The 21123-nt window shown below is 36.8% G+C and carries 24 protein-coding genes and 1 riboswitch; of the genes, 10 read left to right on the top strand and 14 right to left on the bottom strand.

The features are described from left to right. The first annotated feature begins 3 nt into the window (after positions 1–3). Positions 4–1146 (top strand): CaiB/BaiF CoA transferase family protein, encoded by a 1143-nt coding sequence (locus AC3WSO_RS07350; protein ID WP_492529972.1) that lies wholly within the window; start codon positions 4–6, stop codon positions 1144–1146. A gap of 87 nt (positions 1147–1233) precedes the next feature. Next, the gene (locus tag AC3WSO_RS07345; protein WP_492529970.1) at positions 1234–2001 is read left to right on the top strand and encodes an IclR family transcriptional regulator; all 768 of its coding nucleotides are present in this window, start codon (positions 1234–1236) and stop codon (positions 1999–2001) included. Between the two features lie 135 nt (positions 2002–2136). Here the strand turns inward: AC3WSO_RS07345 and AC3WSO_RS07340 are convergent, their stop codons facing one another. Genes AC3WSO_RS07340 through AC3WSO_RS07325 form a run of 4 tightly spaced genes read right to left on the bottom strand, consistent with a single transcriptional unit; the run spans position 2137 to position 5654 of the window. Continuing rightward, positions 2137–2700, bottom strand: coding sequence for a 5' nucleotidase, NT5C type (locus AC3WSO_RS07340; protein WP_492529968.1), 564 nt, complete (start codon positions 2698–2700; stop codon positions 2137–2139). 16 nt (positions 2701–2716) lie between these two features. After that, positions 2717–3802, bottom strand: coding sequence for an FAD-dependent monooxygenase (locus AC3WSO_RS07335; RefSeq protein WP_492529966.1), 1086 nt, complete (start codon positions 3800–3802; stop codon positions 2717–2719). Then, complete coding sequence (gene ribD, locus AC3WSO_RS07330) at positions 3799–4908, bottom strand: bifunctional diaminohydroxyphosphoribosylaminopyrimidine deaminase/5-amino-6-(5-phosphoribosylamino)uracil reductase RibD (RefSeq protein WP_492529964.1); 1110 nt, start codon at positions 4906–4908, stop codon at positions 3799–3801. The genes AC3WSO_RS07335 and ribD overlap by 4 nt, the downstream gene beginning before the upstream one ends. A gap of 14 nt (positions 4909–4922) precedes the next feature. After that, a complete protein-coding gene (locus AC3WSO_RS07325) occupies positions 4923–5654 on the bottom strand; it encodes a GTP cyclohydrolase II (RefSeq protein WP_492529962.1) in 732 nt (243 codons plus the stop codon). Positions 5655–5926: 272 nt separating this feature from the next. Between AC3WSO_RS07325 and AC3WSO_RS07320 the strand changes: the two genes are divergently transcribed. The 4 genes from AC3WSO_RS07320 (at position 5927) to AC3WSO_RS07305 (ending at position 9850) form a co-directional block, all read left to right on the top strand. Further along, positions 5927–6562, top strand: a complete 636-nt coding sequence (locus AC3WSO_RS07320; RefSeq protein WP_492529960.1) for a GntR family transcriptional regulator — start codon at positions 5927–5929, stop codon at positions 6560–6562. Positions 6563–6843: 281 nt separating this feature from the next. Next, positions 6844–8043: a quaternary amine ABC transporter ATP-binding protein gene (locus tag AC3WSO_RS07315; RefSeq protein ID WP_492529958.1), complete on the top strand. Its 1200-nt coding sequence runs from the start codon at positions 6844–6846 to the stop codon at positions 8041–8043. Further along, positions 8036–8890: an ABC transporter permease gene (locus AC3WSO_RS07310; RefSeq protein ID WP_492529956.1), complete on the top strand. Its 855-nt coding sequence runs from the start codon at positions 8036–8038 to the stop codon at positions 8888–8890. Before AC3WSO_RS07315 ends, AC3WSO_RS07310 begins: the two co-directional genes overlap by 8 nt. A gap of 84 nt (positions 8891–8974) precedes the next feature. Then, positions 8975–9850, top strand: coding sequence for a glycine betaine ABC transporter substrate-binding protein (locus tag AC3WSO_RS07305; RefSeq protein ID WP_492529954.1), 876 nt, complete (start codon positions 8975–8977; stop codon positions 9848–9850). A gap of 301 nt (positions 9851–10151) precedes the next feature. Here AC3WSO_RS07305 and AC3WSO_RS07300 read toward each other — a convergent pair whose 3' ends face one another. The 3 genes from AC3WSO_RS07300 to AC3WSO_RS07290 all read right to left on the bottom strand — a co-directional run bounded on the left by AC3WSO_RS07300 (position 10152) and on the right by AC3WSO_RS07290 (position 12257). After that, positions 10152–10466: a DMT family transporter gene (locus AC3WSO_RS07300; protein ID WP_492529952.1), complete on the bottom strand. Its 315-nt coding sequence runs from the start codon at positions 10464–10466 to the stop codon at positions 10152–10154. Then, on the bottom strand, positions 10466–10807 hold the full coding sequence (locus AC3WSO_RS07295) for a DMT family transporter (protein WP_492529950.1): 342 nt from the start codon (positions 10805–10807) through the stop codon (positions 10466–10468). Before AC3WSO_RS07295 ends, AC3WSO_RS07300 begins: the two co-directional genes overlap by 1 nt. Before the next feature lie 169 nt (positions 10808–10976). Then, positions 10977–11074, bottom strand: a riboswitch (guanidine-I (ykkC/yxkD leader). A 31-nt stretch (positions 11075–11105) separates the two neighbouring features. Next, on the bottom strand, positions 11106–12257 hold the full coding sequence (locus tag AC3WSO_RS07290; RefSeq protein WP_492529948.1) for a PstS family phosphate ABC transporter substrate-binding protein: 1152 nt from the start codon (positions 12255–12257) through the stop codon (positions 11106–11108). A 129-nt stretch (positions 12258–12386) separates the two neighbouring features. On the opposite strand from AC3WSO_RS07290, the gene AC3WSO_RS07285 reads away from it, so the two are divergent. Next, on the top strand, positions 12387–12860 hold the full coding sequence (locus AC3WSO_RS07285; RefSeq protein WP_492529946.1) for a YbaK/EbsC family protein: 474 nt from the start codon (positions 12387–12389) through the stop codon (positions 12858–12860). 48 nt (positions 12861–12908) lie between these two features. Here the strand turns inward: AC3WSO_RS07285 and AC3WSO_RS07280 are convergent, their stop codons facing one another. The 3 genes from AC3WSO_RS07280 to AC3WSO_RS07270 all read right to left on the bottom strand — a co-directional run bounded on the left by AC3WSO_RS07280 (position 12909) and on the right by AC3WSO_RS07270 (position 16075). After that, a complete protein-coding gene (locus AC3WSO_RS07280; RefSeq protein WP_492529944.1) occupies positions 12909–14168 on the bottom strand; it encodes a glutathionylspermidine synthase family protein in 1260 nt (419 codons plus the stop codon). 14 nt (positions 14169–14182) lie between these two features. Then, positions 14183–14884 (bottom strand): hypothetical protein, encoded by a 702-nt coding sequence (locus tag AC3WSO_RS07275; RefSeq protein ID WP_492529942.1) that lies wholly within the window; start codon positions 14882–14884, stop codon positions 14183–14185. A 144-nt stretch (positions 14885–15028) separates the two neighbouring features. Next, a complete protein-coding gene (locus AC3WSO_RS07270) occupies positions 15029–16075 on the bottom strand; it encodes a DUF418 domain-containing protein (protein WP_492529940.1) in 1047 nt (348 codons plus the stop codon). Between the two features lie 212 nt (positions 16076–16287). Between AC3WSO_RS07270 and AC3WSO_RS07265 the strand changes: the two genes are divergently transcribed. After that, entirely contained in the window at positions 16288–16554 is a 267-nt protein-coding gene (locus AC3WSO_RS07265; protein WP_492529938.1) for a Parvovirus coat protein VP1-like protein, read from the top strand. A gap of 27 nt (positions 16555–16581) precedes the next feature. On the opposite strand, the gene AC3WSO_RS07260 is transcribed toward AC3WSO_RS07265, so the two are convergent. Continuing rightward, positions 16582–17373 (bottom strand): GNAT family N-acetyltransferase, encoded by a 792-nt coding sequence (locus tag AC3WSO_RS07260; protein ID WP_492529936.1) that lies wholly within the window; start codon positions 17371–17373, stop codon positions 16582–16584. A 161-nt stretch (positions 17374–17534) separates the two neighbouring features. Here AC3WSO_RS07260 and AC3WSO_RS07255 point away from each other — a divergent pair, with 161 nt between their 5' ends. Further along, positions 17535–18059, top strand: a complete 525-nt coding sequence (locus AC3WSO_RS07255) for a GNAT family N-acetyltransferase (protein ID WP_492529934.1) — start codon at positions 17535–17537, stop codon at positions 18057–18059. Between the two features lie 63 nt (positions 18060–18122). Here the strand turns inward: AC3WSO_RS07255 and AC3WSO_RS07250 are convergent, their stop codons facing one another. Further along, positions 18123–18986, bottom strand: coding sequence for an AraC family transcriptional regulator (locus AC3WSO_RS07250; RefSeq protein ID WP_492529932.1), 864 nt, complete (start codon positions 18984–18986; stop codon positions 18123–18125). 370 nt (positions 18987–19356) lie between these two features. Between AC3WSO_RS07250 and AC3WSO_RS07245 the strand changes: the two genes are divergently transcribed. Beyond that, positions 19357–19752, top strand: a complete 396-nt coding sequence (locus tag AC3WSO_RS07245; RefSeq protein ID WP_492529930.1) for an NUDIX hydrolase — start codon at positions 19357–19359, stop codon at positions 19750–19752. A 142-nt stretch (positions 19753–19894) separates the two neighbouring features. Here the strand turns inward: AC3WSO_RS07245 and AC3WSO_RS07240 are convergent, their stop codons facing one another. Further along, positions 19895–20104: a hypothetical protein gene (locus tag AC3WSO_RS07240; RefSeq protein ID WP_492529928.1), complete on the bottom strand. Its 210-nt coding sequence runs from the start codon at positions 20102–20104 to the stop codon at positions 19895–19897. Positions 20105–20131: 27 nt separating this feature from the next. Beyond that, a complete protein-coding gene (locus tag AC3WSO_RS07235) occupies positions 20132–20308 on the bottom strand; it encodes a hypothetical protein (RefSeq protein WP_492529926.1) in 177 nt (58 codons plus the stop codon). Positions 20309–21123: the final 815 nt, after the last annotated feature.

Below are 21123 nucleotides of genomic sequence, written 5' to 3'. Positions count from 1 at the left end.
ACAATGCAACTTCTTGAAAATATTCGAGTGTTGGATTTATCTCGCGTCTATGCTGCCCCTGCTGGCTCCATGGTGTTGGCCGATTTAGGAGCAGAAGTAATTCGCATAGAACATCCAAATGGCTCTGATAGTATGCGTGATTGGGGTCCATTTGTAAATGGTCAAAGTACGTATTATTTATGTGCCAATCGCAATAAAAAATCGATTACATTAGATTTAAAGACAATAGAAGACAGAGAAAAATTTAAAGAACTTGTCAAAGATGCTGATGTCATACTTGAAAATTTTAAGACGGGTGACATGGAACGAATGGGGCTAAGCTATGAGGAATTAAGAAAAGTGAATCCTAGAATCATATATTGCGCGGTTACAGGATTCGGTCAAACAGGTCCTCTTGCACATGAACCGGGCTTCGATCCTGTTATTCAAGCGATGAGTGGTTTAATGCATGTTACTGGCTCAGCTGAAGGAGAAGCGACAAAAGTCGGTGTTCCTATTGCAGATATTTTAACCTCTAATTATGTAGTCATTAGTATTTTAGCCGCTTTACGAATGCGTGACCAAACAAATACAGGGCAATTTATCGACTTAGCATTATTAGACGTTCAGATGAGTAGTTTAGCAAATGTAGCAAGCGCTTATTTAAATACAGGCTTTATCTCAGAACGTCTAGGGAATCGTCATAATAATGTTGCGCCCTATCAAGTATTTCACTGTGAGGATGGTCCCTTAATGATTTGCGTCGGTACAGATGGACAATTTAAAAAGTTTTGCACGATGTTACAACGTGAAGAATGGGCTAATGATTCGCGTTTTTTAACAAATACAATGCGCAAACAACATGAAGCGGAGCTAGTTCAGATGATTACTGACATTACGATGACAAAAACACGGGATGAATGGATTACCTTATTACAACAATACAAAATTCCAGGTGGACGTGTGAACACCATTGCTGAAGCACTAGAACATCCTCAATTTATTGCACGCGACATGATTGGTGAAATAGAGCACAAACAATATGGTACGATCAAATTCATTAAAAGCCCGATAAAGTTCTCTAATTTATCTATTCAATATAAATTAGCACCACCGATACTTGGAGAACATACGAACGAATTCCAAAAGTCCTCTCTACAAAAATAAAATTGCGCTATAATAGAGGTAAAATGTATTAATAAAGGTAAATCCTCCGGCATATGTAGAAAAAAATTTTATTACGTAGGTGACGAGATGAATCAAGAGATTTTCGAAAAAAACTATACAATGCCATCGCTGCACAAAGCTATTAAAGTGCTAAAAGCTTTTTCAAAAGATGAGCCTAGCCTTTCCCTAACTGAGTTAAGTAAAAAAACAGGGATAAGCATTTCTAGTTTACAACGCTTCGTTTCTACCTTTGTGTACGAAGGCTTTCTTCATAAAGACGAGCGTACTAAACGCTATCAATTAGGTCATTCACTTCTGTATTTAGGAAATTTAGTAAAAGAAGAATCCAGTCTTATTATTGTCGCAGACCCTATTTTAAAAAAGCTAAACGAAGAAATAGGCGAAAGTGTTTCCATGAATATTATTGACGGATTGGAAAGACGATGTATTTTAAACTATGATTCAACATATCCGCTTTCAACGAAAATGTTTGTAGGTGACACCTCTCCCCTTTATGCAGGTGCATCATCTAAAATATTACTCGCATTTATGACAGATGTTGAAGAATATGTAGAGAATATTAGTCTTGAATCTATCACTGATCAGACAATACTTTCAAAAGAGCAGCTGTGGGGGGATTTAGAACAGATTCGTAGTCAGCGCTTTGCGAGAAGCAATAGTGAGCGTGTACGTGGAGCATGTTCTTTATCTGCACCGATTTTAAACGCTTCCAACCAAATCATTGCATCCGTGTCACTCGTTATACCAGAAGTACGCTACAGTGACTACGATGAAAATTTATTAATTAAAATGATTCAAAGCGTTGCATTAGAAATAGAAAAGCAATTGTATTGATAGAAACAAAGAATAAACCCGAACAGATCCACTTTTTAGTGCCCTCTATTCGGGCATATTGCTTTAATTATTTGACTCATCACCAAAATTATGGACGAAGAGGAACGGAAATCAACCCCACATTATGGTGAAGAGCTAATTATTTACTAATCCTAAGAAATCATGCCATTGATTTAAGCGTGGCAGTTCAACATGCTGATTATAGGATTGATTTTTTAAAATTACTTTTGTCTTCACATCTTGCAGTGTTTCTAATACAGCTGGTTTATCATCCACATAAACATCTAAAGATAACTCTTTGATGATCGCCACTTTTTCTGTATCCTGCATTCCGCAGAAAAAATGACCTTCCGTGATTGGAAAACCTTGGGCTTCCACCCAAGCTCTTGTTTGCTCACAATACTGTTTTGGACGTGAAGTAATATAATAAATGTCATGTCCTTGCTGTGCCAAAGCTTGAAGCGTCTCGAGTGCTCCCTCAAAAGAAGGACAATCCGTAAAATAAATTTCCTCTAACGAACTATTCCACATTGCTGATCCTTCAGCATCTGTTAATCCAAAAGGTTCGTGAATTTCAACTCTTTGCAAAGCTTGAAATGTTTCTAGTGCAACATTTTTACTAAGTTTTTTATTATAGAGCTCAAAGGCATGTGCTCGTAAATCGATGAGTGTGTCATCTATATCAAATCCAAATTTCATCTTGTCTTTCTTCCCTTCACGAAGCCTTGTTAATGAAGTTAGTCGCAAATGTTTGCTCTTTTTCAATTTGCGTCGCTAATACTTCCTCAATAGCTTGCTCGCGCATTTGTTGAAACTCTTGTACGTTAAAATGAACAAGCGTATCTTTATTTAATAGTGGTGCAAGACAATCTGCATCCTTGAGTGCACTATTGAGACCAAATGCCCCAGTTGGTGTCATCGTGTGAACAGCATCCCCTAATAGCACAAGTCCCTTTGTCCCCCAGCAGTCACAATGACTACTGAATACGTCAAGCAATACAAAATCTTGCCAAGATCGAATATGTTCGTTAACAGTATCAGATAGTTCCGGAAATTGCTCTGAAAGCTGTTGGATAAATGGTGTAAATGCATTTTTTCTAAGCTGAGGAAAACTTCCTTGTTCAATATTCCAGCCGATTTGAATAAACCCACCTACTTGCGTAAACAATGATAGCTGTTTATCACCGATTAAAGCCATTTTAATTGACGGCTCCCATCCGTGAGGTGCAGGAATTTTTGCCCATAATAAATCAAAACCATGCTTATGCTTTTGACTTTCAATGTGTGCTTGCTTACGAATCGTAGAGTAACGACCGTCAGCACCGATAATTAACTGACTATTTATTTCTAATGTTTCCCCATTTTTTGTTGCAATGACACCTATATATCTGCCAAAAGAATCAACTATGAGCTTCGTCACCTTCGTATTTAGGAAACATGAAAAGTGCGGAAAATGCTGTGTTTCTTGTAAAATTCCCTTTAATAGATTTGCTTGCGGCACATGAATTCCTAAATGTCCTACAGCTTCATCAGGAAAAATAGTTTTAAATGCTCTACCTTCTGTGTAGTATTCAAGCTTTCTCATACGTAATAAACCGAGTGCCTCGACCGCTTCAAAAAGTTGATGACTTTTTAAAACTGCCTCACCCTCTTCATTTAAATGCTCGCCGCGAAATGCCTGCCCCAATGCTGCGTTTTTTTCCAGTAGGATTACAGAGAGACCTTTCTTCGCTAGTAAGTGCGAAAGAAGTGCTCCACCTGGCCCAGCCCCTACAATACAAACATCTGCTTGATAATTCACTTTTCCTCACCTATCTTAGGATAAGCAATGATACGTAAATCTTGCCCAACCTGCTCAAACGAAGCAAATTCTATATCCCACGCTTCATCCATAGAAGTTGGATTGTGACCAGCAATCGGTGTTAAAGATAAACTTCCACCGAGAACCTTTGGCGCTATGTAAATTACATATTTGTTAATAGCACCTTGCTGTAAAAATGAAGCGTTTATCGTACTTCCACCCTCTACTAAAATATCCGTAATGCCATATTGATATAGTTTTTCAAGCATATCATCAACAACAAGCCCCTCAGATTCATGTCGAACTGGCAATACAGTCACGCCTTTTTCCTCAAATGCTGTTATTTTTTCTGGATTGACATTTTCACTACATACAATAATTGTTTTCGCTTCTTCTACATTTAGGACATTGGCGTGCGCCGGTGTACGAAGTAAGCTATCCATAATAATGCGTACTGGATTTTTTCCGTAATTTTCATTTAATCTTGTCGTTAAGGATGGATTGTCTGCTAAAACAGTTCCAACCCCAACTAAAATGCCATCCACTTCATGACGAATACGATGAACATCCTCACGCGCCGCCTCACCAGTTACCCACTTGGAATGTCCAGTATGAGCTGCTATTTTCCCGTCTAAAGTCATCGCATACTTCGAAATAATAAATGGTCGTTTTGTTAGCATATTATGAATAAAACGTTCATTTATACGGCGAGCTTGTGCTTCTAAAACACCGACCTCTACCTCAATGCCCACATCTCGTAACAGTTGAATACCACGTCCAGCAACAGCCGGATTTGGATCTTGCATCGCTACAACAACACGACTAACTGCAGATTCCTTCACTAAATTTGCACAAGGAGGTGTTTTTCCATAATGCGAACATGGCTCAAGAGTTACATAAAGTGTAGCACCTTTAGCATGTTCTCCAGCCATACGGAATGCATGCACCTCTGCATGTGGCTCACCTGCTTTTCTGTGTAAACCTGTTCCAACAATTACACCATCCTTGACGATTACAGCGCCTACTAATGGATTGGGATTCGTATTTCCTTTTGCACTAGCAGCTAAATCAAGTGCTAGCTGCATGTATTTTTCATCTGTTGTCATCGTCGTTCCTCCATTCACTTCTCTTCGCGCAAATGTCCAGATTTCTCTACTTTCGTGTCTAAATAAAAACGATTTGTCTCCGTTAATCCTCCCCATAATGGGACATGTCCTTCTGCTGCCAAACCATGCGCCTGTAAAGCGGCAAGCTTCTTCGGATTATTGGTAATCAGTGTAACTGGCTTTGAGCGCAGTGCAGCTAACACGGTAATGGCATCTTCATAAGAACGAGTATCGTCCGGGAAGCCAAGAGCATGGTTTGCTTCAACCGTATCTAACCCCTCTTCTTGTAATAAATAAGCGAGTGATTTCGAGAATAGCCCGATACCACGACCTTCATGATCTGCTAAATAGAAAATAGCACCACAGCCATGCTCCACAATCATTTTCATCGATTCCTGTAATTGATAGCCACAATCACAGCGCTGGCTTCCAAAAATATCACCTGTATGACAAATGCTATGCATACGAATTAAAGCATTCTCTGCATGTGCAAAATCTCCATAAACAAGCACTGATGACTGCTGTAAAAAAGCTAAATTTGCAGATGCTAATCCATCAATGATTTCTTCTTTCGATTGGTTCGCTCCTACTTTTAACCAGTTATACCACTGAAATGTCGCAGAAAATTCACCCTGTTTTACCGGTAATTTAACTGGACCAACTAGGCAAATACTTTCAGATTCAGATTGTTTCACGATCGTCATTTTGTCTTTCACTATGTCCAAAACTTTAGTAGTAATTGTCATATTTTCTCCAACCTTCTATTGTTAAACAGCTAGTTCATTCACTAACTGAGCACTTGTATTTTCACAACACTTACATTACGTAACTTAGTTTACAATAATAACTAACAACTGTCAAACTACAGCTCCTATTCTATTAAAAAAAATTAAGTAGAAACAAAAACTGCTACATTACGTTGTAATCATATACTAATAGCTTATGGAGGTGCTATTTTTTCTGTGCAGGCTAGTCTATAATAAGCTGTGGTAACTGTAATGACGAAAGGAAGTTAAGAATGCAATTTGAAAAAAATGTTCAGGTGAAGCAGCCAAAATACCAACAAATAGCTGTCGACCTAGCCTCAAAAATCGTAGAAAGAAAATATAGAATTGGCGATAAAATTTACGCAAGATCGTCTCTAGCTAGCCAATACAATGTCTCTTCGGAAACTGCTAGAAGAGCGATTGCCGTTTTGCAAGACTTGGAAATTGTGGAGGCAACTAAAGGGAGTGGAGTTATTATCATCTCCTATGAAAAGGCTGCATCTTTTGTCCGACAGTTTCAGGATGTTCAATCTGTCCATGAACTACAGCATGAGCTTATGACTAGCATTCAGAAGCAACACCAAGAATTAATAAATCTACAGGATAAGACTAAACAACTTATTAGTCGAACTGAACATTTCCGATCCGTCAATCCATTTATCCCATATCAATTAGAGATGACAGCTGAAAGCCCTTGTATCCACCAAACAGTTCAGGAATTGAATTTTTGGCAAAATACATCTAGCACGATTGTCGGAATTCGTCGTAATAATGAATTATTATTATCACCTGGTCCATATGTGTCATTGGAAGAAGGAGATATCGTTTACTTTATAGGTAATGATGAAAGTTTCGCTCGAGTTCAGAGCTTTTTATACCCAAATTAAAATCCGCTTAAGCGCTGATATAACAGCGTTTAAGCGGATTTTTTCTATTTTGTCGATTTGACAAAAGTAACAACTCTTTGTTAGGGTTAAGTTGTTACTTGTTTATATTTGGGTATCATTATCCTCAAATAGCATTTATCTTCATTCAGTGAGTGTCCAAACGCCTACTGTACTAGAAGAACTAAGCCTAAAATGTCACGTACCGTGGCAAATTATCTGTGCGTAAGTGAAGCAAGCCATTTACGCCAAGGCGAAATTGATCTACGAAAGGAATGGTTCTATTGGAAAAAATAAAAGTGGAGCATGTTTCTAAAGTTTTCGGGAAACATATTCCCCAAGCATTAGAACTCGTCAAGCAACAAAAAAGCAAGACTGATATCTTAAAAGAAACAGGGGCAACTGTTGGTGTATACGATGCAAGTTTTACAGTAAATGAAGGTGAAATCTTCGTTATTATGGGACTATCAGGAAGCGGGAAATCAACGCTTATCCGACTTTTAAATCGACTTATCGAGCCTACAAACGGAAATATTTATATCGACGGAGAAAATATTTCTAAAATGGGCAAAGAGAGTTTACGAAATGTAAGAAGAAATAAAATGAGTATGGTCTTTCAAAACTTCGGTTTATTCCCCCATCGTACACTTCTTCAAAACACTGAATATGGCCTTGAAATTAGAGGCGTCTCTAAAGAAGAACGACAAGCCAAAGCAGAGCAGGCTCTCGAAAATGCAGGCTTACTTGCTTATAAGGACCAATATCCGAATCAATTATCAGGTGGTATGCAACAGCGTGTTGGATTAGCACGTGCACTAGCAAACGACCCTGAAATATTACTAATGGATGAGGCCTTTTCTGCACTCGATCCATTAATTCGTAAAGAAATGCAAGATGAGTTACTCGATTTACAAAGCACAGTGAAAAAAACAATTTTATTTATCACGCACGATTTGAATGAAGCACTACGTATTGGTGATCGTATCGCTATTATGAAAGATGGCTCAATCATTCAAATTGGTACTGGAGAAGAAATTTTAACAAATCCCGCAAATGATTATGTTAAAACCTTCGTAGAAGACGTCGATCGCTCTAAAGTATTAACAGCTGAAAATGCCATGGTTCGACCTGTATATGTCAATGTAGATGTAGATGGACCGACTGTGGCACTTAAACGAATGCGCGAAGAAACGGTTAGTTTACTAATGGCCGTTGACAAAAATCGACATTTGAAAGGCTTTATTACTGCTGACGACGCACGGGCTGCAGCTAAAAGACAAGAACAAACGGTACATTCAATTGTTCAATCTGAAATATTGACTGTTCCACCAGATATGCTTTTACAGGATATTTTAGGCATGATTCATAATTCTCCTACTCCTATTGCAGTTGTAGAAAATGAGCGCTTACTTGGTGTTCTCATCCGGGGCGTTGTCATCGAAGCACTTTCAACTAGCGATGAGGAGGTAGTAGCAGATGAATAATTTTTTAGACAATATCCCAGCTATACCCGTGGGAACGTGGGTAGAATCAGTTATGGACTGGTTGACGAGTAATTTTTCACTGTTTTTTAACTTGATTCAAAAAAATGGAAAACTACTCATGAATCAGGTCACTGATTTATTAGTAAGCATTCCCCCGATTATTCTTATTTTACTTGTTGTCATTTTAGCCTTTTTCGTTACCGGCAAAAAATTCGGGCTCGCAACGTTTTCATTAATTGGTTTGTTATTTATCTATAATCAAGGCTTATGGACACATCTTATGGAAACAACTACGCTCGTGCTCTTTTCAAGTATCATCTCCATCATTGTAGGTATTCCACTTGGCATTCTAATGTCCAAGTCAATAGTAGCTGAAAATGTGATTAAGCCGATACTCGATTTCATGCAAACAATGCCTGGCTTCGTGTACTTGATTCCTGCCGTTGCCTTCTTTGGTATCGGGATAGTACCTGGCGTATTTGCATCCGTTATTTTTGCCTTACCACCTACTGTGCGTATGACGAACCTAGGAATTCGCCAAGTACCAAAAGAATTGGTAGAAGCTGCGGATTCATATGGTAGTACCTCAAGACAAAAACTATTTAAAGTTGAAATACCTCTTGCCAAATCAACTATAATGGCAGGGATTAACCAAACTGTTATGCTATCACTTTCAATGGTTGTAACTGCTTCAATGATTGGTGCACCTGGTCTAGGACGCGAAGTATTAACTGCACTACAACGTACACAGGTCGGAAATGGCTTCGTTGCAGGTCTAGGTCTTGTTATTTTTGCCATTATTATAGACCGCTTAACGCAAAGCTTTAATAAGAAGAAAACTGTATAGAAAACAGGGGATTTATTTGTAAAGTCTTAGTTTTTCATTTTCATAGCTAAGATTTACGCTATTAATATATGAAAGGGAGATTCAATGAAACTGAAAACTTTAACTAAATTAGGAATGGCTTTAGGGCTTGGCTTTTTGCTAGCTGCATGTAGTGGTGATGATTCAAGTAAGAGCGATGGTAACTCAAAGGACGTCAATCTAGCCTACGTTGAATGGGATACAGAAATTGCTTCCACTAATGTAGTTGGGCAGGTGTTAGAGGATTTAGGTTACAATGTAACATTAACACCACTCGATAATGCAATTATGTGGGAGGCTGTTTCAAAAGGTGACGCAGATGGTATGGTTGCTGCTTGGTTACCAAATACTCATGGCCAACAGTACAAAAAATATAAAAATGATCTTGATGAGCTAGGCGAAAACCTTGCTGGTGCAAAAATAGGTCTAGTAGTGCCAAGCTATATGGACGTTAATTCAATTGAAGATTTAAAAAATCAAGCAGATCACACAATTACGGGTATCGAGCCTGGTGCTGGAATTACAGCTGCTACAGAAAAAGCTTTAGATGAATATGATAACTTAGCAGATTGGAATCTAATAACATCTTCATCTGGTGCAATGACAACTTCTCTTGCTAAAGCAATTAAAAATAAAGAAGACATCATCGTGACTGGCTGGTCTCCTCACTGGAAATTCGCTAAATATGACCTTAAATATTTAGAAGATCCAAAAGGAATTTTTGGTGGAGAAGAAACAATTAACACATTCGTACGTAAAGGGTTAAAAGAAGATAAACCAGATGTATATTCTGTGCTAGATAACTTCCATTGGACTCCAGAAGACTTAGAGAGCGTTATGCTTGAAGTTATGGATGGTAAAGACCCAAAACAAGCTGCTAAAGATTGGGTTGAAGCTAATCCAGACAAAGTTGCTGAATGGACAAAGGATGTCAAAAAATAATTTTAAAAAACGGACGGACAACTAACGAAAGGTTGTCTGTCTTTTTTTAAAGGTTTATCTCATCTTATTTGAAGAACATTAAAGATACTCTATAAAAATCTTTCCCCGTAATGAACAGAATACGAATTATTAACACCTATATTAATACCTATCACATTATCCTTATTTCAAAAAATAATACATAATATTTAATGCTTATTATTTCTTTTTAAAGCATTAGCGAATTTTCGTTCTTATGTAAGGATAAAAAAGCCACCCCACAACGATTAAACCGATGCAGGGTGACTATTTAATCCATTAACTAAGATAATAATTTCAAAGATATCGCTGCCCCTAAAACAAGTGTAATGCAAACAATACGTCTCCAATCCTTGGACTCATTGAAGAACAACATACCGAGTATTGCACCGCCTGCCGCTCCTATTCCTGTCCAAATGGCATATGCCGTGCCCATTGGCAATGTTTCCATCGCATATGCAAGACCAGCAAAGCTCAAGGTAAAAACTAAAATTAAAATCACTAAATTTTTAATACTTTTAGCATCATTATACTTACTAATCATATAAACACCTAGCATCTCACATAGCCCCGCAACTACTAATACAATCCATGCCATTATTCATTCACCTCTTTCTCTTTAGGCTCCCCGGTCACAAGCTTTAAACCGACGACCCCTGCAAGTAAAACGACGATACATAAAATTTTGGCTAATTTCCATGGCTCCCCGAACAGTAAGCTATCTGCACACACAGTGCCCGCTGTCCCCAAGCCTACGAATACTGCATAAACAGTGCCGACCGGCAAGCTTTCTCCAGCCTTAATTAGTAAATAAAAGCTAATAAAAATTGCAATAGCAGTACCAAACCATTCAAATACACTTCCTGCATGCTTCAAACCTATAACCCAGCCAACCTCAAAAAAAGCAGCAATTACGACACTTAACCATTGTTTGTTCATTGCGAATTCCTCCATTTTATTGTTAAAATCACGGATGTTGAACGATTTTCTGACCTAACTGATCACTTTTTCAGGATACCCAATCACTTCATGCTGTCTACCTCTGAACTAAACTCCTTTCCCACAGTAGCCAAATAAAAAAAGCCTAAGAAACACTGTTGTAAACAGTATCTCCCAGGCTTTTATCCTTCCGTGTCACAAAATCAATTTTGTGGTTTTCTCTCGGACCAGACTAGCATTTGCTACGGAACCCTAGAAAACTTTCATATTTGATTATGCTATTAGTATAGCAAATTATTCAGTCACTTTCTACTCGTACATAACCAACTTTTTCAACTAGTGCTTGCCCCTCATCTGATACAATCCAGTCGATAAACTTCTTTACATTAGGATTATCTGTTCCAGCTGTAACAGCATAAAATTCAGATACGAGTGGGTATGTACCATTACGAATATTTTCCTTTGTAGGCGCAATTCCATCAATGGACAATAATTTAATTTCTTTGTTTTTCACCATTTCTGTTGAATAAAATCTAAACGTATAGCCAATGGCATTTTTATAATTACGATATTGTGATACATCGTGGATGATACCACCCATACCTGTTGCAACATTTTCAGCAGGTGCTTCCATAATTGGTGTATCTCCCATCATTCTTTCAAGTGCTGTTTGGCTTCCGCTATCTGCTGGGCGTTGAAAGGCACGAATTGTATCATTTTTCCCACCAACTTCACGCCAATTTGTAATTTTTCCAGCGTATATTTGTTTAAACTGCTCCAGGGATAAACCATCTACATTGTTCTTATGATTGACGAAAAAGACAAATGCCTCTCGTCCAATAGGTGTCATATTAAATGTAAGACCTTCCATCTCAGCTTGCCTCTTTTGTGATTCAGATGGCGCTGCTACAAAAATCAGGTCAACATCTCCTGAAATCAAATTTTGATAAGCTTCGGGTGTACGACTCACCATCACTCTACTTCTATCATATGGGTAGTAACCCTTTGGATATGTCGCTTCTACAAAAGCGGCATACAGTGGATATAGCGCCGTCGCCCCATCTAATTGTGGTAGTGACTCCACTAATTGTAATGAAACCTTTGTATCTGGCTTTATTACTTTATTTTGCTCGGTAAATGGCTGATAGGCCGATACATCAATTTCTGCATCAACAGTTGGAATACTCATTTTGTAGTAATGTTGAAAAGGCTCAATCGAAGCAATTAAAAGCGCAATTCCCATTATCCCAGCTAACCCTATTTTCCGCTTCCTCGTTGTCAACCAATCAAAAATTAAACAAACAAATAGGATGAATAAACATATTGGAACGGTTAATAATAATCCCTTAAAATGTAGCCCTCCACTTAACATTAAAGACAGCCCAACTACCCCTGTGAAAAATAGTAATCCTATGAGGATAAACAGTGACTGAAACACTTTCATAATCATTCGGTTCGACCTCCAAAAGTGGAATTTTACGCCAGTATATTTATACTAGGTTATTCTCAGAAGATAAACAATAACGTATTCAGAAGATTGTGTTAAAATAAAACGTATTATTGTAAGGAGGTATTACATATGGCTATTGAAAAAGTACGTAAGCATTTAACACAATGGAATGCGGAACACAAAATACAGGAGCTAAACGAAAGCTCGGCGACTGTTGAACTGGCAGCACAGGCACTCGGGTGCGAGCCAGAACGCATTGCGAAATCCTTATCGTTTCTCGTAAACGATGGAGCGATATTAATTGTTGCTGCAGGCGATGCCAAAGTCGACAATGCAAAATATAAAGCGGTTTTTGGTGCAAAGGCAAAGATGCTTGGGAAAGATGAAGTACTTGAAAAGATCGGACATGATGTAGGTGGTGTGTGTCCTTTTGGCGTGAATGAGGGTGTTGCTATTTATTTAGATGAATCCCTTAAACGCTTCACAACAGTATTCCCTGCATGTGGTAGCAGTAACTCCGCCATTGAACTTACTATTTCTGAATTAGAAACTTTTACTCCATATCAAGAATGGGTTGATGTTTGCAAAGGCTGGAATGAGTAAAAATATAATTATCGGCGAAACTTTCTATAGAGCTTCGCCGATTTTGATTTAGCTTTCTTCCCTATACCCAACGGCTAACCAGTGAGAATCCCATTCTGTAATTTGATTGCCTACTCTACAAGATAAGCCGCATACACGATTATCAGCGATAAATGAGCCGATTAACCATTTCTTTGTTTGTAATCCTTCTTTAAGCCTTATCGTTATAGAAGGCATTTCTACATATTGCTGATAAATAAACAAATTATCATCATAATGGGTGTTTGCAGAGGCATTCGTTTTCGTACCATCTCCTGCATAAATTTCTACAGTATTCCCTTCCCGTGAATATACAGGTTTCTTTACAAACGGCAAATTTTCCTGAACAAATGGCTCTCCCGAAAGATAGGTTGGTAGCATATATTTCTGAATGGCCGCTCGCTCTTCTGCGTTAAAAAGAAGCGGATCATTTTTTCTTTCCCAAATCAGCCATAATAAGATTTTCGATTGCAGTACATATGCAGCGGGGGCGTTGATAATAGCAAGCCGACTATCTTTTACAAGTTCCAATAAATGTAGACCAATACGCTCACCGTCGGAAGACACATCATCTATTAAAAACTCTACAGGGTGTGCAGGGCGATACAAAATATCAATTTTCTCCATTTTAGGCGTATAAAGTCCTCGAGCTATATTAGCCGTATTACTAGAGAAAATGATTAGCTCTTCTATAGGTATATATTCTACATCAAAAGGTATACATTTCTTTAAAAACTGTACCTGGCAGTATTCCTCATAATCTTCCGCTGCCGTTTTCCCTGTGATGACGATTTTAGGTTTTTTCAAATCATTTACATAATGCATAGCTGAAAAGAGTGCACTAGACAAAGTTTTCTGTAATGCGGAAATATCATTTGGACTATCAAATCCGAAATGCTGACAAAGCGCTTCATTTATCTCAAAAGTTTCTTGGACAAGAAATGGCGTTTCACCATTTAATTCAAGACATTTTATTTGTCCGTCCTCTGTACAAATAAAATCAAAGCGTGCCAGTACCGATTGTTGCTGTAAATAATCTAATTGGATATAGGGCAGCATTTCAGAACGAATGCCCAGTGCTAAAAGTTGTTCATCCGATAAATGCTTAAATTGTTTACCCACCTTCAAAAATATTTTCCAGAGTATAGTAGATGCATAGTTAATTTCTTCAATCTTCTCCTCAGGTAAATCCATTACATCATATAAGGCGTACTCTAGGTTCTCAAAGTCAGGAAAAAAATCAGGAAATTGAGCATAAAATACTTGGCGTTGTTGAAAATAATTGTCCATAATGTTTTCTCCTTTTAAGAAGATGAAGAGCCACCTCGAGAGGCACCACCTGAACCGAAACCTGATTTCCCAGTGCTGGATGATGAATGATTTGAATAAGTACTATTCGAAGATGAATCTGAACTATTTGAGAATGAACGCTTGCCACTCGAATAAGAGTTGGAACCGCTTGTATTTGAATTAGAGCTATTTGTTGTTGAGTTATTTGAACTGTTAGATGTTGTGCCAGACGAATTTTGAGAGCCGTTCGTCGTGATTCCATTTGTATTTGTATTTTTACTTTCGCTAGTATTACTATGAGTCGAACGTGGCATTGCTGAACCTGAACCACCACCTTTATCCTCTCGATCTGTACCATTTTTTAGATTGCGGCTTTTATAAATAGCACTTCCGATCAATGCTCCGGTAGTTGCATACATAAGTCCGTTAAAGAAATGATGTGCATAATGAGGCGAATTTTCATCTAAACATTCGAAGGAACCATCATCACTTTCTTTCCATTCATCACATGCATTTGCCATGTCGCTATCATAAACACTTTGTAAATCATCACTAGCTGTTGCCGTATTGTTTTCTTCCATTACATTATTTGTATCCGCTGAAGGAGCAGAGGATTCCTCAACAGTTTGACTTTCTGTATTCCCACACGCGGCTAATTGCATAGCCATAAATGACGCAGTTGTGACTGCTATATATTTTTTCATTTGTTTTGCCATATTAAATTTCTCCTTTATCTCGATACCTACTTTACGGATGTTTACTTCTTTAAGTTTCATTTTTTACAAATTCATACATATTATTATGGCACTAAAAACTCCCTGATGGATGAAATCATTCACCTTCAGGGAGTTTTACACAAATTATTTATTCGGTACTGCTTTTCTTCCGTATGTCATAAAGCGCCATAGCTTTTCAAATGGTCCCATTTTAAAGAATTTGAACCAGATGACACTAAAGATAATTTGAATGACAAAAGTGATGGGTGCAATGATTACTACATCAGAAGGCGAAACAACTTCAAGCCCCATTGAAGACATAATAGCTAGGCCAATAAAGCTTTGAGCTAAATAGTTTGTAAATGCCATTTGCCCAACTCGTCCAATTGGCTTGAGTAGCTTTGCAATTTTCTTATTCTCTAATAAAACAAATAGACAAGCTAAATAAAAATATGTTGTCGGAATTACACCTACGCCAATAATTAATTGTAGATTTTGATCGTCTCCTTTTGAGGCAAACCAAATCCAAAGCGAGATTCCTACAAAGAATGGGAAGGTAACGAATTGAATCCACTTTATTTGTTTTGAGTAGTCACTTACATGACTAATCCAATCGGCTTTTGCCACTAAAAAACCAGTTAAAAACATGATAAAAATAGTAATAGCATCATTTCCTAATAAACCAAAAATAGTTGAAAGGGTTTCTTGATTTGGCAACAATATTTGTCCAAGAATGCACAGGATATGAACAGTAATGATTGCAAATAGCCATTTACTAATTGTTGAAATCTTTGCATGATAAAAAGGAATAAGTAAAAAACCTATTACTGCATAAATTGCTAGAATTGATCCCCAGAAAACAAACATATGGACAATGCCAATTAATAATAAAGCTAATAAACGTCTTGCAAAACGCCATCTTGGCTTATCCCCACGCGCTTCTGCACGTGAAGCAAAAATATAAAAACCTACACCAAAGAGGAATGAAAAGATCGAAAAGAATTTCTTCTCAATAAAAATATTTATAAGCGTATCAATAATGCCATTAACTCCACTATAGTCAGGCATCGGTCCTCCCTCAACTATTACCTGGTAGGCCGCTACATTTATAAACAAAATGCCAAATAACGCTAGCCCACGAATAATGTCTAAGGATACAATTCTTTCTTTTTGAGGTACGGATGGATTCATTTTTTAAAACTCCTTATCTTTCAAACTTTACTGTATATGGCTATCATAGCTTTCCATCCTTACAGTAGTTTTTTTAAAAGCTTACAAGAACCTTACATTTATAGATTTGTCTCATCAGTTATTCCCTTTTTTTATTTACAATAGTCTTTAATCCCCTTCTAAAAGCAAAAACTCCATATTTTATAGTAACAATTATTAAAAAAGGAGACTCGATGATGTTTAGACACCGTAAATTTGGTTTTTGCTACCCTGGTTATAATTACTGTGGACCAGGGTGTTCAGGCCCAGGTAGACCTACCAATGCTGTAGATTCATGCTGTAAATTACACGACGAATGTTATGCTCAATATGGTAGAACAAGATATTGCGATGAAATGTTCCAAAATTGCTTACGACCTCAAATGAATGCTAATAATAAAATGGCTAGAGATGCTAGATTGTTTTATAATATCTTCGAAATGCGTAACATGTTCTTTTAAGCCATAAAGAAAGCTCACGATGTTTTTTTATATCGTGAGCTTATCTATTGTGCTTTTATAAAAAACTGTATATTTTACTGGATTAGTAAAGCCTAACTTAATGCCTAAATGATACGACCCATGGTTATCAATATCACAATCCCAACAAGGTTGTAAATCATTTAAAAGGCATTCATCAATAAATTTTTCTGCAATGAAACTCGCTAACCCTTTTCCTCTATAATTGGCATCAGTTATTATATCAATCTCTGCAAATTGATGAGATTTAAAGATAGCAACTGCTTCGCTAATGATCTTATTTTCATGCTGAAGACAAAAGCCAATGCCTCTTTCTAGAAAATTATCGGTAGAATCCCAGTATTCCTTAAAATATTGATTGTCAAATTCTAAACAATGATCAATTTGAGGTTGCTTGATTTTAATACATTCATAGTCAAGCGAATCTTGTTTCTCTCTATTGTTATAAGCAATTGTATCAAAGCTAAAATTGTATCTTTCTAATTTATTTACATAATCATTTAGTCGTTGCTCGATTTTTGCGCTCCATTCATCAGAATAACTAAATAATGTGAAACGTTTACTTTCCTCAATCGATTCTTGTAGTAAAGCTGCGAGTTTACTTATAACTTTCTCACTGGATGGATCCCCATAAACATAGTATATTCCTGATTTAGTTTGAAACAGTAGTGAATGAATGCTTTCATTGTCGGCATAGACAGCACCTTCTATTATTTGATCTAGAATACTGTAGACAAATGTTGGCGCCCTTTCTATTGTTTCTTTAATAATCGGATAATTCTCGACCGTTACTTTAATCATTATCTTTCCCCCTGTCCTTTTGTATCTCTTCATACGGTATAACGTTTTAACAATTACTACAATTATTGTATAATAGATACACGAAATTTGAAGGGACTGAATTATGCGCAGATAGCAATATTTTTCATCCAAACTTAATGAAAAAATTGGAGGTAAAAGTATTGATTGAACAAATTAACACCAAAAGATTATATTTAAGAAAAATGAAGAAGGCTGATGCACTTAGTCTATTTAATATTTGGTCAGATCCCGATGTGACCAAGTATATGAATATCATCAATTTCACCCATGAAGAACAAGCGAAGGATATGATTGAGCTTTTTGATCAGTTGGCTGAGGACCATAGAGCTATTCGTTTTTCAATTATTGAGAAGGAATCCAATGAGATTATCGGCTCTTGTGGATTCAATTCATTTGGCCTAGAAGGAGCTACTGCAGAAATAGGCTATGATCTTGCTAAAGCACATTGGGGAAATGGCTATGCGCCCGAATGTATTTCCGCTTTGATTGATTACGCGTTCTCCACTTTAAGCATCACTAAAATTGTAGCAAAAATAGAGCCTGGTAATAGTAATTCTATAAAAGTAGTAGAGAAATTGAATTTTATGTTTGAAGGAACATTTCAAGAATATGAAGAATCAAAAGAATCTTTTTATGACATAAACGTTTACTCTTTCAGTAAATAATTAGTGTGAAAAATTATAAGCCAAGAATGTTATCTACGAACATTCTTGGCTACTTCATTTCTATTACTTAATAGGAATCCAAATTTCAGAATAAAGGTCAGGACTAAATGGATCTTCGTCCGAGTACACTTCCAGCTCACCTGTCCCCGTAGGCTCGTACGGATTGGATGGGAACCATTCAGAGTAAATTTGTTTCCAAGTATTTTGCATTGCATCCGGCATAGGGCCATGTACTTCAAACACAACCCATTTTGATGCTGGAACTTCCATTGCTTTCAGTTCTTCTGGAACATCCCCAATATGATCCGTTGCAATCCAATAATCAATAAAACCATTTTTTTGTTCGCTGACATTTGGTGCACAGACGCCAAGCACCCCTTTAATTTCTCCATTATTTAATGAAAATAATTGATGATCCATCCCCTTGCTGTTAATCTCATCCCAAAACTTAGGGATTTCTCTCGTATTCTCACCATTTTGACAATTATACGTTCTTTTTACTCCGACCACTTGAAACTTTTCTTTTTCTACGATTTTGTACTTCATTGGTTCTGCTCCCTTCAGACTCACCTGGATAACCAGGCGGTTGTATGATTGTAGTTGTCCTTGCTTCTTTCTTGCTTCACTAGGCGTTACGTGATGCTGCTTACGAAATGCCTTTGTGAAAGCTTCAGGAGAGTCGTAGCCGTATTTGTAGGCGAGATCGATTACTTTCTGCTCTGTATTTATTAACTCCTGTGCCGCTAATGTTAACCTTCTCCGTCTAATATAATCTGCAATAGACATATCCGTTAAAATCGAGAAAGTCCGTTGAAAATGAAAGATTGAAGAATTTACCTCTCGCGCGATTTGTTCCATTGTGATGTCATCTAATAAATGCTCCTCGATGTAATTAATTGCTTTTTGAATCGACTCAATCCAACTCATGTGCCCTCACTCCTTGCTTATAGCATAAAACATCAAAATTAGTTATACCTGTCTTTTTATGCTAACTTTGGACTGGTTAAAATGAAAGCTTTATTTTAACCATCCGTTCCGACTGGTCGCTTTCCTGGGGGTGTCCGATAAGCCGCTTCACTCGCGTTGCTCGCTCCAGAGTCTCGGGCCAACACAATGTTGGTCACGAAGGCGTTATCACAGGATGTGATGCTCTTAGCCTTCGTTCCTCTATCGCTAATCCCCAAGGAGTCGACCAGTCTCCACTCCAATCAACTTTTATGCATAGAATCAACAAAAGTCATAATTTTTTTTAGGTAATATAGGTTAAAATTAGAATAAAAAAATTAGATTGGAGGCTTTGATATTGGTTAAATGGCAAGGAGCTGCAGGAATTTGTTTAAACGAAGACAATCAATTATTAATGGTTTTGCAAGGTAAGAAAGAAGAAGCAAAGACGTGGGCAGTACCATCAGGAGGAAAAGAAGCTAATGAAAATTTTGAGAGATGTTGTATTCGTGAAGTGTATGAAGAAACAGGATATGTAGTAGACATCGTCGGAGAAGTGTTACATAAAAATAATGATGCAGTGGAAGTTCATTATTTTGAGACGACTATTACTGGTGGACAAATGATGATACATGATCCCGATGAATTAATTTATGAAATTGGGTGGAAATCAAAAGCTGAATTACTCGATTTAACATTATCCTTCCCTGAAGATAGGCAATTTCTTTTATCTTTATTTCAAAAATGAAATTGTCATGATAAAGTTTTGATAATAGTAGGAAGATACCCATAGACAATAAACCTTAGACTATTTGGCATTTTCTCAATGGCGGATATATACCTTTATTCCGTGGGTAGTTCCCTGTCACCCGCGGTAAACTTTTAAAATATTATTTCATTTTTACCTTTTCAACGGCCGCTTCGTATATCAATTCGTCCTCGATTTTAATATATTGATTTCTCGCTGCCTTATAATAGCCTTCTCTTTCTAGAAAATCCTTTAGCTCCGATTTCTTCGCAAATATTTTTTCAACGACATTCTGTTTTACTTCAAATGCATCTGTTCTTTTAGCAATGGATACCCAATATATTTTTGACATGTTATATCCCCCTCTTTGAATCAATAATTATTTATAAATAATTAAAGCTGAATGTATAACATTATGCTCCCCTATATATAACGTATTATATTTTATATCAACTATTAAATAATCGTTTAAATCTAATAAAGCGTTATTAATATCATGTTCAAATTGCACAATATCATTATTTTGGATCGTTACTACTTGAGTTGCTTGTGGCATACATTTTCCCCCTTTTCTTTTAATCATAGATTAAAAGGAAGTATTTGTCACAATAATTTAATTTCGATATAGGCGTAGAAAAAATAACAAGGGTATGTTAATTTTCAACTGAAAATGATATTTATATCTCTGACCAAGAATTCCCCAATGAAAAATACAAATTAATTTTCCAAAATGAACTTAACTGACTGAAAACGGTTGTCTCATCACGGAAAAATTGGGATTGCTTTTTTAGTTACTGATAATGTTATTATTAGAAACATGACCCGAGTAGTATAGATATTTCTTTAAGAGGTAATGGGGTTTGGGACCTTCATTGCATCAGTTTTTGATTTTTTTTACTCAATCATTTTTCCTCCTTTTCATATAAGATTATAGGAAAAGAGAAATTAAACTTCGCGGTTAGCTTAAGTACAAATTACTAAATTGATATTAACATAAATATCCAATTATAAAAATAGAGAACAATCCCTAATACCTTTACCTGTTACGAAACGAATTGCTTTGCCATCTACAAACGGAATTCAACTGAGGGATACTGAAGAAAAAAAGAGACGGCACCACCTAAAATACGTGGACGAAAATCAAAAGAAGAACGAGACGCTTAGTTTGCGAAATGTGAACCGAACAATAATTTGGGCAGAAAGGTCACCGCAATAGAGGTTTCAAATGCATTTGTTCTAAATACCAATTAAAGGTAATACAACCAATTAAATTTATTATAGGAGATGAGTTGACCCTAATAAAGAAAAATCGCGATTAATAAACACCCTTTTCATCCAAATAATAATCACCAACCCGATTAATTATTTAAA

The sequence above is a fragment of the Lysinibacillus sp. EB106-09-02-XG168 genome, assembly GCF_058791475.1.
This window is presented reverse-complemented; position numbering and strand designations above follow the sequence as displayed.

Coding starts and splice junctions, on each gene's coding strand:
- ribD (WP_492529964.1), bottom strand. CDS start 4,908: ATGACAACAGATGAAAAATACATGCAGCTAGCACTTGATTTAGCTGCT.
- AC3WSO_RS07280 (WP_492529944.1), bottom strand. CDS start 14,168: ATGGACAATTATTTTCAACAACGCCAAGTATTTTATGCTCAATTTCCT.
- AC3WSO_RS07260 (WP_492529936.1), bottom strand. CDS start 17,373: ATGATTAAAGTAACGGTCGAGAATTATCCGATTATTAAAGAAACAATA.
- AC3WSO_RS07320 (WP_492529960.1), top strand. CDS start 5,927: ATGCAATTTGAAAAAAATGTTCAGGTGAAGCAGCCAAAATACCAACAA.
- AC3WSO_RS07265 (WP_492529938.1), top strand. CDS start 16,288: ATGATGTTTAGACACCGTAAATTTGGTTTTTGCTACCCTGGTTATAAT.
- AC3WSO_RS07345 (WP_492529970.1), top strand. CDS start 1,234: ATGAATCAAGAGATTTTCGAAAAAAACTATACAATGCCATCGCTGCAC.
- AC3WSO_RS07295 (WP_492529950.1), bottom strand. CDS start 10,807: ATGAACAAACAATGGTTAAGTGTCGTAATTGCTGCTTTTTTTGAGGTT.
- AC3WSO_RS07270 (WP_492529940.1), bottom strand. CDS start 16,075: ATGAATCCATCCGTACCTCAAAAAGAAAGAATTGTATCCTTAGACATT.
- AC3WSO_RS07275 (WP_492529942.1), bottom strand. CDS start 14,884: ATGGCAAAACAAATGAAAAAATATATAGCAGTCACAACTGCGTCATTT.
- AC3WSO_RS07340 (WP_492529968.1), bottom strand. CDS start 2,700: ATGAAATTTGGATTTGATATAGATGACACACTCATCGATTTACGAGCA.
- AC3WSO_RS07310 (WP_492529956.1), top strand. CDS start 8,036: ATGAATAATTTTTTAGACAATATCCCAGCTATACCCGTGGGAACGTGG.
- AC3WSO_RS07250 (WP_492529932.1), bottom strand. CDS start 18,986: ATGAGTTGGATTGAGTCGATTCAAAAAGCAATTAATTACATCGAGGAG.
- AC3WSO_RS07290 (WP_492529948.1), bottom strand. CDS start 12,257: ATGATTATGAAAGTGTTTCAGTCACTGTTTATCCTCATAGGATTACTA.
- AC3WSO_RS07235 (WP_492529926.1), bottom strand. CDS start 20,308: ATGCCACAAGCAACTCAAGTAGTAACGATCCAAAATAATGATATTGTG.
- AC3WSO_RS07240 (WP_492529928.1), bottom strand. CDS start 20,104: ATGTCAAAAATATATTGGGTATCCATTGCTAAAAGAACAGATGCATTT.
- AC3WSO_RS07305 (WP_492529954.1), top strand. CDS start 8,975: ATGAAACTGAAAACTTTAACTAAATTAGGAATGGCTTTAGGGCTTGGC.
- AC3WSO_RS07325 (WP_492529962.1), bottom strand. CDS start 5,654: ATGACAATTACTACTAAAGTTTTGGACATAGTGAAAGACAAAATGACG.
- AC3WSO_RS07300 (WP_492529952.1), bottom strand. CDS start 10,466: ATGGCATGGATTGTATTAGTAGTTGCGGGGCTATGTGAGATGCTAGGT.
- AC3WSO_RS07350 (WP_492529972.1), top strand. CDS start 4: ATGCAACTTCTTGAAAATATTCGAGTGTTGGATTTATCTCGCGTCTAT.
- AC3WSO_RS07285 (WP_492529946.1), top strand. CDS start 12,387: ATGGCTATTGAAAAAGTACGTAAGCATTTAACACAATGGAATGCGGAA.